Source organism: Glaciecola sp. 2405UD65-10, assembly GCF_048820975.1.
Lineage (GTDB): Bacteria > Pseudomonadota > Gammaproteobacteria > Enterobacterales > Alteromonadaceae > Glaciecola.
Genome location: NZ_JBMEUF010000002.1, coordinates 94,796 through 110,140 on the forward strand (window position 1 = coordinate 94,796; position 15,345 = coordinate 110,140).

General features: G+C 41.8%; 14 protein-coding genes. 5 read left to right on the forward strand and 9 right to left on the reverse strand.

Annotated features, from left to right (window positions below; all coding sequences use genetic code 11):
- Nucleotides 1-78 precede the first annotated feature (78 nt).
- From rapA to ACOI22_RS12515, 3 genes are all read left to right on the forward strand, one after another.
- On the forward strand, nucleotides 79-2,907 hold the full coding sequence (gene rapA / locus ACOI22_RS12505; protein ID WP_420672453.1) for an RNA polymerase-associated protein RapA: 2,829 nt from the start codon (nucleotides 79-81) through the stop codon (nucleotides 2,905-2,907).
- 7 nt (nucleotides 2,908-2,914) lie between these two features.
- Nucleotides 2,915-3,571, forward strand: a complete 657-nt coding sequence (gene rluA / locus ACOI22_RS12510) for a bifunctional tRNA pseudouridine(32) synthase/23S rRNA pseudouridine(746) synthase RluA (RefSeq protein WP_420672454.1) — start codon at nucleotides 2,915-2,917, stop codon at nucleotides 3,569-3,571.
- Between the two features lie 149 nt (nucleotides 3,572-3,720).
- Nucleotides 3,721-4,728: a DUF3530 family protein gene (locus ACOI22_RS12515; RefSeq protein ID WP_420672455.1), complete on the forward strand. Its 1,008-nt coding sequence runs from the start codon at nucleotides 3,721-3,723 to the stop codon at nucleotides 4,726-4,728.
- Here ACOI22_RS12515 and ACOI22_RS12520 read toward each other — a convergent pair.
- From ACOI22_RS12520 to rppH, 7 genes are all read right to left on the reverse strand, one after another.
- Nucleotides 4,717-5,673, reverse strand: a complete 957-nt coding sequence (locus ACOI22_RS12520; protein ID WP_420672456.1) for a diguanylate cyclase — start codon at nucleotides 5,671-5,673, stop codon at nucleotides 4,717-4,719. The two genes, ACOI22_RS12515 and ACOI22_RS12520, sit on opposite strands and share 12 nt — an antisense overlap.
- A complete protein-coding gene (locus ACOI22_RS12525; RefSeq protein WP_420672457.1) occupies nucleotides 5,666-6,679 on the reverse strand; it encodes a response regulator in 1,014 nt (337 codons plus the stop codon). Before ACOI22_RS12525 ends, ACOI22_RS12520 begins: the two co-directional genes overlap by 8 nt.
- A gap of 20 nt (nucleotides 6,680-6,699) precedes the next feature.
- Nucleotides 6,700-7,551 (reverse strand): thymidylate synthase, encoded by an 852-nt coding sequence (locus ACOI22_RS12530; RefSeq protein WP_420672977.1) that lies wholly within the window; start codon nucleotides 7,549-7,551, stop codon nucleotides 6,700-6,702.
- A 6-nt stretch (nucleotides 7,552-7,557) separates the two neighbouring features.
- The gene (lgt, locus tag ACOI22_RS12535) at nucleotides 7,558-8,418 is read right to left on the reverse strand and encodes a prolipoprotein diacylglyceryl transferase (protein ID WP_420672458.1); all 861 of its coding nucleotides are present in this window, start codon (nucleotides 8,416-8,418) and stop codon (nucleotides 7,558-7,560) included.
- 3 nt (nucleotides 8,419-8,421) lie between these two features.
- Nucleotides 8,422-9,228, reverse strand: a complete 807-nt coding sequence (locus ACOI22_RS12540; RefSeq protein WP_420672459.1) for a sulfite exporter TauE/SafE family protein — start codon at nucleotides 9,226-9,228, stop codon at nucleotides 8,422-8,424.
- The gene (ptsP, locus tag ACOI22_RS12545; protein ID WP_420672460.1) at nucleotides 9,229-11,511 is read right to left on the reverse strand and encodes a phosphoenolpyruvate--protein phosphotransferase; all 2,283 of its coding nucleotides are present in this window, start codon (nucleotides 11,509-11,511) and stop codon (nucleotides 9,229-9,231) included. It abuts the gene before it with no gap.
- Nucleotides 11,512-11,594: 83 nt separating this feature from the next.
- A complete protein-coding gene (gene rppH, locus ACOI22_RS12550; protein ID WP_420672461.1) occupies nucleotides 11,595-12,128 on the reverse strand; it encodes an RNA pyrophosphohydrolase in 534 nt (177 codons plus the stop codon).
- 97 nt (nucleotides 12,129-12,225) lie between these two features.
- Here rppH and mutH point away from each other — a divergent pair, with 97 nt between their 5' ends.
- Both mutH and ACOI22_RS12560 read left to right on the forward strand, forming a co-directional pair.
- The gene (gene mutH / locus ACOI22_RS12555; RefSeq protein WP_420672462.1) at nucleotides 12,226-12,897 is read left to right on the forward strand and encodes a DNA mismatch repair endonuclease MutH; all 672 of its coding nucleotides are present in this window, start codon (nucleotides 12,226-12,228) and stop codon (nucleotides 12,895-12,897) included.
- Nucleotides 12,898-13,006: 109 nt separating this feature from the next.
- On the forward strand, nucleotides 13,007-13,252 hold the full coding sequence (locus ACOI22_RS12560; protein ID WP_420672463.1) for a YfhL family 4Fe-4S dicluster ferredoxin: 246 nt from the start codon (nucleotides 13,007-13,009) through the stop codon (nucleotides 13,250-13,252).
- 39 nt (nucleotides 13,253-13,291) lie between these two features.
- Here the strand turns inward: ACOI22_RS12560 and ACOI22_RS12565 are convergent, their stop codons facing one another.
- Entirely contained in the window at nucleotides 13,292-14,281 is a 990-nt protein-coding gene (locus tag ACOI22_RS12565; protein ID WP_420672464.1) for a virulence factor BrkB family protein, read from the reverse strand.
- 117 nt (nucleotides 14,282-14,398) lie between these two features.
- Entirely contained in the window at nucleotides 14,399-15,283 is an 885-nt protein-coding gene (metF, locus tag ACOI22_RS12570) for a methylenetetrahydrofolate reductase (protein WP_420672465.1), read from the reverse strand.
- Between the last annotated feature and the right edge of the window lie 62 nt (nucleotides 15,284-15,345).

Sequence of the window (15,345 nt, forward strand, 5' to 3'; positions counted from 1 at the left end):
CAATTTCGATTAATGGCTGACTTCTAGCGCCTTGAGGTTTACAATTAAGCCATAATTTTTGCAACGTCTTCGGTAGTAATGAGCGATACAAATACTTTTCATGTAGGTCAGCGGTTTATTAGTAATAGCGAGTCCAATTTAGGGCTCGGTGTAGTAATGTCATCAGATGCAAGAAGCGTCACGGTTTTATTCCCTGCGGTAAGCGATGAAAGGATTTACGCTAAATCAAATGCTCATGTTACTCGGCTTGTACTCAGTGCTGGCGAAAAAGTAAAGCATGTAGACGGTTGGGAAATTGTGATTGATGATGTAGTTGAGCAAGATAATTTGCTGACGTACTCAGGCTTACGTACTGACACAAACGAACTAGCACATATTGTAGAAGTAGCACTTGATCCACAAGTAAAGCTTAATCAACCAGAAAAACGCTTACTGCATGGCCAGTTTGATGACCCTAACTGGTTTGATACACGTTACCAATGCTGGCAAAAACAGAATGAATTCGCGAATTCTGGGGTGGTAGGGCTAGTAGGCGCAAGAGTTGACTTAATACCCCATCAAATTCATATAGCGAACCAAGTAGGTAATAGATTTGCACCGCGCATATTATTAGCTGATGAAGTAGGTTTAGGGAAAACCATCGAAGCTGCGCTGATTATCCACATGCAAATTATTACAGGACGTGCCCAGCGCGTGCTTATTGTGGTGCCTGATTCGCTGGTACACCAATGGCTAGTGGAAATGCTAAGACGCATAAATCTCGCTTTTTCTGTATTTGACGATGAACGTTTAGAAGCAGTGAAAGAAAGCGGCGAAAACCCTTTTGAACAAGAACAATTAGTGTTGTGTAGCCAAAACTTCATAAGCCAAAATAAGGTGCTTGAGCAAGCTTGCGCCACGCCATGGGATATTTTAGTGGTGGATGAAGCTCACCATTTGCATTGGTCAGAAGATGAAGTGTCAAGCTCATACGCAGCCATAGAGTTATTAAGCCAAATTGCTAAGTCAGTGCTTTTGCTAACTGCAACGCCTGACCAACTTGGTCATCAAAGTCACTTTGCCCGCTTGCGTTTACTCGACCCGGCTCGCTTTTACGACTACAACGAATTTTTAGAACAAGAGAAACATTACAGCGAATTAGCACAGGCTGTTACTCCGCTTATTGAAAATAAAACCCCTAGCTCTGTTGAACTTGAGATTTTAAAACAAACCTTACCCAGCGTAGATTTTGATAGCCTTGATTTGAGCAGTGAATATGAACGCAGTCATTTAGTGACCCGTTTAATTGACCAGCATGGTACAGGGCGCTTATTGTTTAGAAATCGTCGCGCCGCAATCACGGGCTTTCCCGAACGCATCACCCACCCTATTCCCTTAAGACTACCTAAAGAATACGCCTTAAGTTTGTTAGAGCAAGATGACGTGAGCCATGCCTTACATCCTGAACGCACTTTAATGCTAGATGAAAGCTGGCCCAGCTATGACCCACGTGTTAGTCATTTGCTTGAATGGCTAGAAGCCAACAAAGACGAGAAAGTATTAGTGATTTGCGCGTTTGCTAGTACCGCTTTGCAAATAGCATCATACATGCGCAGTAAAACCAGTATACGCCACACGGTATTTCACGAAGGCATGAGTATTATAGAACGCGACAAAGCCGCGCACTTCTTTGCTGAAAACGAGAAAGGCGCACAAGTAATGCTGTGTAGTGAAATTGGTAGTGAGGGCAGGAACTTTCAGTTTTCACGCCATTTGGTCTTGTTTGATTTGCCCCTTAACCCCGATTTATTAGAGCAGCGCATTGGACGTTTAGATCGTATTGGTCAAAAACACGACATCAACATACATGTGCCTTATTTTGAAGAAACCGCACAAGAAGTACTATTTAATTGGTACAAAGATGGATTAAGCGCATTTGACGCTACCTGTCCAGTAGGTTCTGATGTATTTAAGCGCTTACAGGGTGATTTAATGCACGCGCTTGCTACACCTAATGACAAAGAAAACTGGCAAGACGTAGTATTCCAAGCGTCTGAAGTTACTACCAAGCTTAAAGCGCGTATTGAAGAAGGCCGTGATAAATTATTGGAAATTAATGCCAGCGGTAACGATGAAAACGAAAATGTACTAGAGCAAATTGTACACGCTGAAAACCCGATAGCCATGATGCAGTTTATGTCGCGCTTATTTGATGCCATCGGTATTAATCAGGAAGAGAAAGATGCTCATAGTTTCATTCTTAAGCAATCTGAAAATGCCTTGTTTCCTATTAATGCTATTTCTGACGACGGCATTGAAGTAACCTACAAACGTGAAGTCGCTACACAACTTGAACACCTAACCTTTTTAACACCTGATAACAGCATTGTGACCCAATGTATTGACTCAGTTTTAACCGATGTTATTGGCAAAAGCAGTATGTGCTTTGTTAACCAAGCCGGTGCGCCTGTTGGCGCTTATTGGGTTGAAATAATTGCAGTATTAAACCAAGTGGCGCCGCCATCATTGCAGTTGTTTAGATACTTACCTGCTACACCTGTGCGTGTATGCCTAGACGCCAAGTTAAACGTGGTAGAACATGGTTTCTCGCCCATTTTCAAAGTAAAAACAAAAATGGCAAGCCAGTTAACGAGTGCCCTTGCACAACCTATAAGTGCAACGATAGAAGAAGCGCTTAAGGTTGCCAAGAAAGACCTAGAAAACGTTAAAAATGCTTCGCTTATTAATATGCAATACGAGCTAGATGAAGAAATTGAGCGCTTAACAGAACTGCGTGAACACAATCCATCTATTCGACAAGAAGAAATTGATTATTTGCATGCGCAGCGCGAACAATTGACCCAAGTGATTGAACAAGCTGAACCAATACTCGACAGTGTGCGTGTTGTTGTTAATAATCCTAAGTAGATACTAAATGGCTTTATTGCACTATGCACCGCCGCAATTTCCGGCCTTTGAGATTCTTTATCAAGATGACGACTTACTGGTACTTAATAAGCCTAGTGGCTTATTAAGTGTGCCAGGTAAAGCGCTTGAGCATAAAGATAGCCTACAAGTTAGAGTGCAGCGCGTTTGGCCCACAGCTACAATTGTACACAGGCTTGATATGGCAACCTCTGGCTTAATGATAATGGCCTTAAATAAACCTAGCCACCGGCATATTTCCAAGCAATTTGAAACACGCTTAGTAGATAAAACATACTACGCTAGGGTATTTGGACATTTGGAAGTACTCAGTGGGAAAGTAGAATTACCATTGATTTGCGATTGGCCCAATAGACCAAAGCAAATGGTAAGTTTTGAGCATGGTAAAGCGGCTTGTACTCATTATGAAGTTGTGAGCACTAGCCATAATACTTCTTTGGTCAAACTTACTCCCATCACTGGGCGCTCTCATCAGTTGCGAGTACATATGTTATCACTGGGCCACCCAATTTTAGGCGACAGGCTATATGCCCACGACCAAGCAAAAGCGCTGTCTGACAGATTATGCTTACATGCTAATAAAATTAGCTTTACCCACCCAAGCACTGGAGAACCATTAAACTTCACCTCTGCCTTTTCCTTTTAACTAATTATATGCCTGACAATTAGTTAGCTATTGCCCCCAAGTTTATGCTGAATTGGCCGATATCAGTGTATTATCTTTAAACGTCTATATATCTTGTAGCCACTAATTTTAGTGCATTCTAGCTTAGATATTTATTGCAGGTGTTATTGGTGAGTCACAACTTTATCCGCCTCTTATACATGAGTATGCTTATTTGCTCGCTACTAAGCGCTAGCTTAAGGCCTGCCTACGCGAGTGATTTCACCTATTTTTTACCCAGTTCCGATGTAAAAGAATTGGCGCTTAGTGTGAACGAACAAACGGTTCCGGTTGCCTTGCTAAGTTTTCCATCTGAGCAAGCCTTGAGTAAAGGTGTTGTGGTAGTAGTAACCGATGCACAGGCAAGCGGCGACGCTCAAAATAGTTTGTATCATGTGGCTAAATCATTACCTAAATGGGGCTGGAATACAGTTTTCGTAAACCCTAGCACTGCATATTTAGGCGCTCAACAAAACAAGCTAGATGATAGCGAAAATAGCAATGAAGCAGATGCAGAGTCTGATCAACAAGAAACACTTGATGATGAAACAGCCGAGCCTGAAGCACAAAGTGCGACAGATGAACTAAATGAGTCAAGCGACGATGTTTCGGATGTTCCCACAGTGCCGCAAGAAGCGGTGCAAACAGGGCTAAAATCTATTGAAATGCAGGCACCGCAACTTACATACACATTTGATGAACACCAAGCGTTTATTCGTGTTTTACTCGAGGAAGTAAATGCGCAATACATGCAAAGCCCCGGCTATAAAATATTGCTCATGCAAGGCAAGAGTGCAGCCAGTAGTTTACGATTATTACAAAGCACTGATACCCAAGGTCCTATTTTAGATATTGAAGTAAATGCTTTAGTGATAAGTAACGTTTATTGGCCTGAACCCGAACTTAACAGTACGCTTAGCCTTAGCCTAGCAAAAGTGCAGTTACCAGTATTAGATCTTAGATCCCTCTCTGACAATTACTGGGCCAAAGAAACCTTTGAAAACAGGTTAATTCAATCAAGAGTCGCCCTAAAGCCCTTTTATCGACAAAGAGAGATTTTAGGCGTACAAATGAGCCGTAATCAAAGTGAGTATTTTACGAAAGAGGTGGTGGGGTGGATGCGTTATTTAGGCTGGTAAATCTAGTGCCGACTTAATACAGTTTCTACCGCTTGTTTTCGCTAAGTACAAGGCTTGATCTGCCGCTTCTATCCATAAATTAGGTCGAAGGTAATCAGCGCTAATTTCCGCAAGCCCTACACTGCAGGTATATTTCAGTTCGTTGCTTTCATACTCAATCACACTTTGCTCAACATATGTTCGAATACGCTCAGCCACGGTATACGCGCTCGCTAGCTTCGTATCTGGCAGTAAAATTACAAATTCCTCGCCACCATAGCGCCCCGCCACATCAGTTTCACGAGTAGCCTTTGCAATCACTGTGGCTAAATGCCGTATGACTTCGTCTCCCGTTTGATGCCCATAGTTGTCATTCACCGATTTGAAATGATCAATATCAAGCATGAGTAAACTGTGGGTTGATTGATTACGTTTACTTAATTTAAATTCTCGGTCAAATCTTTCCTGCCAATAGCGCCTATTGTATAAACCAGTTAAGCCATCTACCCTGCTAATCGTTTTTAAGCGCTGATTAAGGTTTTCTATACGCATTTTAGCAAGCGCTTGGTCAGTAACGTCGTAAATCATTAAACACAATTTACTGACCTTTCCATGCTCGTCTAACATAGGGGTGATAGTCACGTTCTGATACATAAAATCTGAATCTGAGGTAACAGGCCTACTCGCTTCAAATTTAAATAAATAAGGATGTTGTTCCCATATGATGAAAACAGGTGCTGCTAAAGCAAAAACAGGTTCGCACTTGCGTTTCAACCATGTGCTTTGAAGCTCTCTAAAATGCACAAATAGCAAAGTACCCACAATATCATTGCTAGCAATTTGGCTATGATTTTCCATGAACTGATTCCACACTTCCACGCGAAAATCTCTATCAAGGATAACAACACCTATTTCTAATGAGGCTAATACAGCATTTAACCTTGAAGCAGAGTCTTGGCTATGCAATGCGCTCTCCTTGCTTTGTTAATATTGAGAAGGCAGCATCCATACTTGAAACAGGTAAAAGCAGAAGTAATTCAAAATTCACATCAGCCTTTGATACCGAGTATGCAATTTCCACCATTACTACTTCATCCCAGCGCCCGGTATTTTTGCTTACCATGTCTTCTAGGCCGCAGTGCATACCCAGTATTATTGGAGTGGTGTGTGTAAGCTCTAAGTTTAACTGTTTGGCTATACCGCTTAAGCAAGCGCCCACAATAATGTTAGAGATATCCATTAGTACCTCAAGATCAGAGGTATCTCCGTTCTTCTCATATCCTAGCAAGCCTTGTAAACTTTTCACTTGCGTATCGTTGTACAAAATAATCGCTTCGCCTCGCACACCTAGGCTTACAAAGCCCTTTGATACTGCGGATACATTTGAGTTTTTGTCTACTTCGGCAATGGCCATTGAAAGTTCATTGCTGTTAATAATATCAATATTAGGCACGGGTAAATCAATAAATGTACCTAAAATAGTGGCTAAATTTTTACCCGCTCGCCCCATAGCAATATTGCACATTTCACGAAACACATCGAGCTTGTCAATTCGGCTAGACCCTGTTTGCATTTGAGTTTGGCGATTAGAGCTTGAAGCATCACCCTCAAAAATACCGTATTTCGTTAAAATGGACGTGAGTTTAGCGTTATCTACTGGCTTTTCAATAAAATCGATTGCGCCTAAACCAAGCACGCGTTTTCTAGCTTCAGCTTGTACGTCACCTGATACCACAATTACCATTGTTTGAAGATCATATTCACGGATAAGTTCTAGGGTCTCGTATCCGTCCATAATTGGCATGTTTAGGTCTAGAAATAAGACATGGCCTAAACCCTTTTCGATTTTATCAATGGCTTGTTGCCCATTGCTAGCATAGGTAATATCTACATCCCAATCGTCAGGCAAAGAACGCGCCATAGACTTTTGAGCAAAGGTAGAATCATCACAAATTACAATAGGTAAAGACATTGAGTTCCTCGTTCTATCATTTATACAGCGAAGGGATAAGCAATCGCATCATGATGTTCATAAGCACTAATTGAAAAGTCGTCAGTGCTTACCCATGTTTCTATATCTTCAAGCGTTTTAATTTCAGGATTAATGTGAAGTTGTGGCATAGGGAATGGCTCTCTTTTTAACTGCACATTTTTCATTAATTCAAACTGATTCTCATATATATGCGCATTGACGATTTTATGGAATACCTTACCCGCTTTCAAGCCCGTAATTTGAGCCATTAGTGCTAGTAAAACGAAGCATTGCGGCATATTAAAGGTTAAACCTAGGGGCACGTCGCAGCTACGCATATAACTCGTTAAATAAAGCGTGCCATCGAGTATTGAAAAGGTATGCGTGTGCATGCACGGGCGCAAGCAGCCTAAACTAAATTCCCCAGGGTTGTAAAATGTTAAAATCTCACCCCTGTCATCAATACCTTTGCTTAGATTTTTTACAATCTTCGCTAGTTGATCAAGCTTTGTTCCATCTGGTTTTTGCCACTGCCTACCTTGGACTCCATACACTCGGCCCATATCATCAAGGCCTTTTCGTGCAGGGTTGGAAAGCCATGCTTGGTTTTCGTTAGCATTTGCATCCCACGTTTTACAGCCAATAGCTCTAAATTGCTCGGCACTGTCGTAGCCACGCAAATATCCCAAAAGTTCTGCAATAGCAGATTTAAAATAACATTTGCGCGTTGTGACTAATGGAAATTGATTATTCGCAACATCATATTCTAAATCTGCATTAATTACGGTTAAACAACCCACATTAGTGCGTTCATTTGCAATCCATTTGCCTTGTTCAACAATGCGCTTACACAGGTTTTCATATTGATTTATCATATTTTATCCCTTTGCCTGTTTAGGGCCGCGGGTACCGTCCGGTGTGCTACTCGCAACAACAGGCCGATATTTATAAGCAAACACGATTAAGCCAGCGCCAGCAAGCATCATGGGAATACAGAGCAGCTGCCCTTGGCTTAAACCTATATCATATAAACCAAGATGCGCATCAGGCTCTCTGAAGTATTCAACAATAAAACGAAATACGCCATACCCAAGTAAAAACAAACCGCCTACCGAACCCGTTGGCCTAGGCTTGGCTGAAAACAACCATAAAATAATAAACAGTACAGCCCCTTCTAAGAAAAACTCATAGAGCTGAGAGGGATGGCGTGCTTCTGGCCCTGCATCCGGAAATACAAACGCCCACGATACGTCTGATTCTCGGCCCCACAACTCACCATTTATGAAATTTCCTATGCGACCAGCGCCTAAGCCAATAGGAACTAATGGCGAAATAAAATCACCTACTGCCAAGAACGACCATTTCTGTATTTTAGCATACGCCCAAGCCGCAAATATAACGCCTAAGCAACCACCGTGGAATGACATTCCACCTTCCCAAATCTTAAACAAGTATAATGGGTTCTCAAGAAAAGAAGAAAAGCTATAAAATAATACATAACCAAAGCGCCCACCTAAAATAACCCCTAGAAAACAATAAAACAGCAGATCGCTAAGCTGCTCTGATGTCCAAGGGGTGCGAGGTAAACGCCGTGAAGCCAACCAATATGCGGCAACAAACCCAACTAAATACATTAAGCCGTACCAACGAAGAGCAATGGGGCCTATGCCGAAAAAGGGACCGATTTCGAAAATAATGGGGTCAATACTGGGAAGCGTGAGTGCAGCAATTTCTAGCATTTTTTATTCTAATCCTATGATCATTCGAATACTCACTATTACTAGGAATATCGCAAAAATTCGTTTGAGTTTTTTTGTATCTAATTTGGCACTTAGTTTAGCACCTATTCGTGCGCTTATCATAGAGGTTATAACAATCCCTATAGTGGCTGGCAAGTAAATGTAACCCAATGAATACTCGGGTAAATAACTCGCATTCCAACCATTAACAATAAAACTTGCTGAGCCAACAATGGCAATTATTACACCACATAATGCGGCGCTGCCAATTGCTTTTTTTATATGTACTTGAAACCACACCAAGGCAGGGACAATAAGTGCACCGCCGCCAATCCCCATAAGTGCAGATATGCAACCGGTGCTCAGTCCAATAAGCGCTAAGCTAGGGTATGCTAGATTTGTCTTTGATACACGTGTACTGCCCAGTAGCATTTGCAAGGCGAGCAAAATAACTAAGGCGGCGAATATACGTTGCAATGTAATACCTGATATTTGAGTAGCAAAATAGGCACCAAAACTTGCACCAAGAATGATTCCTACAGCACAAAACATTACTATTTTAGTGTCAACATTCCCTAAAGTATGATGTGTACGAGCAGATGATAAGCCGGTGAATATGACCGTAGATAATGACGTCGCAATGGCAATGGGCATTCCATCTTCAATACCTATACCTAAAAAGTACTGCAGCATGAAAATAAGCACCGGCACAATAATTACGCCGCCTCCAATACCCAATAGGCCAGCCAACATGCCAACTACAGCACCGAGTACCAAGCAGCATAAAAATAAAATTGAAATTGGCTCCAATTATCCACCAGCCCGAACTAGTCCGCCTAAATGCTGGCTTTCAAGATATTGATTTAAAATTGCTTTTACCTGTTCAGGGCTTGCTTGATTCAAAATGGCTGGAAGAAGTTCTTTTGCATCTTGTACACTCACGTTGCGAATAACCCAGTTTATTTTACGCAAACTATGCGCGTTCATACTAAGCTTTCGATATCCCATTGCAAGAAGTACAAGCGCACCTGCTGGTTCGCCCGCTAATTCGCCGCAAACAGTTACCGGGATATTAAATTCACTGGCACAATCAACTATTTGCTGCAAAGCATTAAGTACAGAGGGGTGATAACTTGAGTACAACGTTGACACCCTAGGGTTATTTCTGTCTACAGCCAATAAGTACTGAGTAAGGTCATTGGTTCCCACCGAAAAGAAATCAACATGCTGGGCCAGTTGTGGCAACTGAAATACTACAGCGGGCACTTCAAGCATAATGCCAATAGCAGGTTTAACCAAGGTTTCGCCCTGCTTTTCAGCGTCTTCTGAAACTTCTAAGAATGCTTGGTTTATCAAGCGTTTTGACTCTACGACCTCACTAATATTCGAAATCATCGGCAGCAGAATATGTAAGTTTGATAAACCAATACTCGCGCGTAACATCGCTCGTATTTGCACTAAAAAAATATCAGGATGATCAAGGGTTAATCGTATGCCGCGCCAACCTAAAAATGGATTCTCTTCAATAATTGGAAAATAGGATAATGGTTTGTCACCGCCTACATCCAGCGTACGCATTGTAATTTCTTTACTGGGATGGGCACTTAATAAGCTGTGGTATAAGTCGCGTTGTTCTTGTTCAGACGGAAAACGCTCTCGCATCATAAATGGGATTTCTGTGCGATACAGACCCACACCATCCCCTTGAAGAAATTGATCCATTTCAAGATTTGCCGATAAGCCAGTATTCACCAACAATGACACGGGAATGCCATCTACACTAACACTAGGGTTGTTGGCTTCTAAGGCTATTTTGGCTTGCAGTGCTTCTTCTTGCGTTATTAATGCTGTGTAATCTTGGCGAGCTTGGTCAGTTAAATTTAATGTGACTTCACCCGAATATCCATCAATAAACAACTCTTTTTGGTTGAGTAAGTTAATAGATACTTTGTGCAAACCCATTACCGCTGGCACGCCTAAAGCTCTCGCTAAAATGGCAGCATGGCTATTATTAGAGCCTTTAATTGAAATGATACCGGCAAGCTTTTCACGCGGAAACTCAGCCAACATGGGAGCGCTTACTTCATTCGCAATCAATATATATTGAATATCATCTGTAGAAGAAAAATCTAGCTGATTATCGCCCAATATATTCGTTAAAATTCGGTTCGATAAGTCAATAATATCAACCGCACGCTCTCGCATGTAAGGGTCATCCATCCTTTCAAAGCGATGCGCGTAATCTTCAACAATAAATTTTAGCGATGAGGCGGCGTCCCAGCCCTCATGAATTTTAGCTTCAACTTCGCGTCCTAAACTATTGGCATCGAGCAATTGATGATACAGCTGAAAAATAGCGCTCACGTCTTCGGGAATATTGTCTTTTATACGCCCTGATAACTCGCCTACCTGCACACGCGTTTGCTCTACCGCTTTTCGGTATAAGTCAACTTGAGCTTTATGTTCGGAACTTTTTTTGGCCACCCAATGTTTGAGTTCGTGTTTAGAGTTATACGCTATCCCTTGGCCTATCGCTAAGCCAGAAGAGCCAGGAATACCGTTTACTGTACGAAGATCTAAACCTAAGTTACCATTATCTAAATCAAGCGTTCCTAGCATTTCTGCATTTACTATTTCCAATGCAACTTGTGCAGCTAGCGTCACTAAAAACGCTTCATCATCTTCACTAAAACGGCGAATTTCTTGTTGCTGCATAGAAATAACACCCAACACTTTGCGCTGATGAATGATTGGCGTGCCAATAAAGGCATGGTAATTATCTTCTTTAACTTCAGGATAGTGTTTAAAACGGGGATGGGCTGGGGCGTTTTCAATATTAATAGGTTCTTCGCGGTCACCAATTAGGCCTATTAAGCCCTCGTAGAATCCTATTTCGACCACCCCAACAGCTGATTTATCTAAACCATCGGTGGCCGCCAATAACATCTTTTGAGTCGCATAATTAGCCAAGTAAATTGAGCATGAATCCACGCCCATGGTATCTTTTACCATGGTGGCAAGCCGCGCTAGCGCAGAAGGAAAATCAGGTATTTTACTGAATTCCTGAACAATTTTTTTAAGGCTTGTTAGCATTTAGTCAATCCTAAATATACGGTCAAATACTTTGCTAAATATACAGGATAAACCAAGCTTAAAAAACCTCAACTAAAATGGGCTTACTTTGTCCTTGGCTTGCGCTTTTTATTTCGTCTTGGTTGTGAGCCCGATACGCGGTTGGCAGGCATTGCTGCTTGAACAAATTCTTTCATAGCACGGCGATACACGTCACGTTTAAACGAAACAACATTGCGTATAGGATACCAGTAGCTTACCCAGCGCCAGTCGTCAAACTCAGGATGACCGGTACATTGCAAGTCTATGTCTTTTTCATTACAGCTAAGTGACAGTAAAAACCATTTCTGTTTTTGACCAATACAAACAGGATCAGCTCCTTTTCGGACTAATCTTTTAGGCAATTTGTATCTAAGCCAATTGCGTGAAACAGCTACAATTTTTACATCTTGTGGTTTCAAGCCAACTTCTTCGTTGAGCTCTCTAAACATAGCCTCTTCGGCTGTTTCGCCTTGGTCAATCCCGCCTTGTGGGAATTGCCATGAATGTTGGCCGTATCTTCTAGCCCAGAATACTTGTCCTGATTTATTGCATATAATTATGCCAACATTCGCGCGATAGCCTTCGGCATCAATCATCAGTATTAATCACTCTGATTACCTGGCGCGGTTATTTTTTGATATACTTGCATTCTTTCATACTCTTAGGTTTATTCAAAGTGTTTGTTGCAGTTTTGTGAAAATACAATCTCCACCAATTAATCAACAGGAACTTATGGATCGCGCTCATACCTTGGCCGGTCTCTCGTTTGCTGATGTTGCAAAAGAGCTTGGCGTGCGCGTCCCAGCTAATTTTAAGCGCCATAAAGGCTGGACTGGGCAACTTATTGAAACGTATTTAGGTGCAACGGCGGGAAGTAAGCCACAACAAGACTTCGTACATTTGGGGATTGAACTTAAAACACTCCCGCTTTCACATCAGCATCTTCCTCTTGAAACAACCTATGTTTGTTATGCACCACTTACCAATATCACGGGTCTTAACTGGCAAAACTGTAATGTGCGCAATAAACTGCAAAAGGTGCTTTGGGTGCCCATAGAAGGCGAACGTGATATTCCGCCTGCGCAAAGAATTATTGGCACACCTTTTTTATGGACGCCCACACCAGAAGAAGATATGGCCCTTAAACAAGATTGGGAAGAACTAATGGATTTAATTGCCCTTGGCAAAATTGAATCTGTGACCGCGCGCATTGGCGAGGTAATGCAGCTTCGCCCGAAAGCCGCAAATGGCAAAGCTTTAACCAGCGCCATAGGATTAAACGGAGAAATTATTCAAACGCGCCCACGCGGGTTTTACTTGCGTAAAGAGTTTACGCGCCAACTATTGGCATCGGCTTTTCGTTAAGCCCCTCACACCAAGCAATTGCTTGCAAATTGACCAAGATCAAAGCGCCAAACTACGCCCTAGTTTACAGTTGAATCATCGTAAATAGAATCTAACTATAGGTGTGAGCATGGCTTTGCAAATAACAGAAGAATGTATTAATTGTGATTTATGTCCCGTTGAGTGTCCTAACGAAGCAATTTCAATGGGTGCTGAAATTTACGAAATAAATGCAGATTTGTGTACTGAATGTATTGGGCACTATGACCAACCTAGCTGTGTTGAAATATGTCCTGTTGAATGCATAGAGCTCAACCCAAACAAAAAAGAAACATTAGATCAGCTAGCCGCCAAGTATACGCAATTACATAGCTAACACATCTGTTTTAAATACTCGCGTACCTACACGATGCTTTTACTTTTTCTCAGTGTTTTGTTCAATAAAAGCATCGTTATCTTGCGACGGGTCATGTGAGTGCGCCTCACTCAAGGTACTCTTCACTTCTTTGTTTGCATCACATTTTGTTTGTTGTTGCGCAATTCCTATGCGCTCAATAGTCATGGTTATGCTATAGGTAAAAACAGCCCCCATTAATACCACTATCCACGATAGATACACCCAAACGAACAAAATAGGGATGACCGACAGCGCACCATAAATAACTTCATATGAGGGAAAGCTTGCAATATAAAGGGCAAACCCTTTTTTAGTGAGTTCAAACAATATGGCAGCAAATAAGGCGCCTAAAAAGGCATATTTCGCTTTAACAGGCCTATTTGGAACTATCATGTACAAAATGAGGAACGCGCCAATAGCGGCTCCCCATGGCACTAATTTCAGTGCTGCGGTACCTAAGCCCGGCGTATAATCATCAGCGAAAGTGGCTAAGCCACTTAAATATGAGCTTACTGCGATACTTAGGCCTATAAGCAAGGGGCCTAATGTTATTACCATCCAGTAAATAGCGAAGGTATAAATAAGGGGCCGCTCCATTTGTGTTTTCCACAAATGATTGAACGTTTTATCTATATTTGAAATGAGCAAAAGTGCAACTATGAGCAGCGTAAAAATGCTTGCCGCCCCCATACCTGATGCATTCCCCACAAATTCGGTAATGTACTGCTCTACTACATCGCCGGCATGAGGTACAAAGTTTCTAAAAATAAAAGCTTCGAATTCGCCGCGCACTTCCCCAAACGCAGGAAACGCCGACATAATCATAAAGAACACCATAATAACAGGTACCAACGACAACAAGCTCACATAAGCTAAATGCCCAGCTGTAACGGTAATGCGCTCGCCGCGTAAGTCATGGAAGAAGTTAACAGCAATGCTTTTCATAAGCGGAATTTGCTCTACGGCATATTGTTTTACTTTATCTGTGCGCCGCATCTGAGTCTTCATGATTGTCATGCTCTTTTAGTCATTTACACTGTTTTATACACTTTTATAAGTGCTTAAGCTAAAAGTTTAGCAAACAAGCACTGCATTAGAAACACAGTACTTCTTAAATACGCTTTGTTATGAACGACGCAAACCGAGCATGTGGCAAATTGCAAAACTTAATTCGCTTCTGTTCAAGGTGTAAAAATGAAAATGCTTCACCCCTTCTTTAGCAAGTACTTTTACCATATCCATGGCAATGTTAGCGCCTAGTAGATTGCGCGTTGCTTGGTCATCTTGTTCTAGTCCGTCGTACATTTTATGCAGCCAACCGGGCACATGAACATTTGTCATACCCGCGAAGCGAACCAATGTTTGATAATTTGTAACAGGCAAAATACCCGGCACTATATCTGCATCTATACCCGCCGCGGCTGCTCGGTCTCGAAAACGTAAAAACACACTGGTATCAAAGAAAAACTGAGTAATCGCTTCGTTTGCCCCTGCTTCTACTTTGCGTTTAAGATTAAGCAAGTCAAATTGGTCATTAGGTGCGTCGGGATGTTTCTCCGGATATGCCGCTACGGAAATATCAAAATCGGCAACATCTTTTAAAATTCCAACCAAATCAGATGCGTATAAATCAGGTTTATCCATCCCTTCAGGTAAATCACCACGTAGCGCTACAATACGTTTAATACCCGAATCCCAATAGTCTTTTGCAATGGCTCTTAATTCAGCTTCATTGGCATCTACGCAGGTTAAATGCGGTGCAGTTGGTACGCCTGTTTCACCCTGTATACGTTTAACCACTGAATGTGTGCGATCACGCTCGCCACTGTTTGCACCATATGTAACTGACATATATTTGGGTTTCAAAGGCGCTAAGCGTTCAACTGATTTCCATAAGGTTTCTTCCATAGTAGGCGTTTGCGGTGGAAAAAATTCGAACGAAACATCTATGTCTCGTAACTCACTTAACGACTGATTAAGGGCGTCGATACCCTGTGCATAAGAAACCATATTTAACCTGACTGGACGTTTAGACGTCTAAATTACGTAAATATGCTATAGACGTCAAGCAA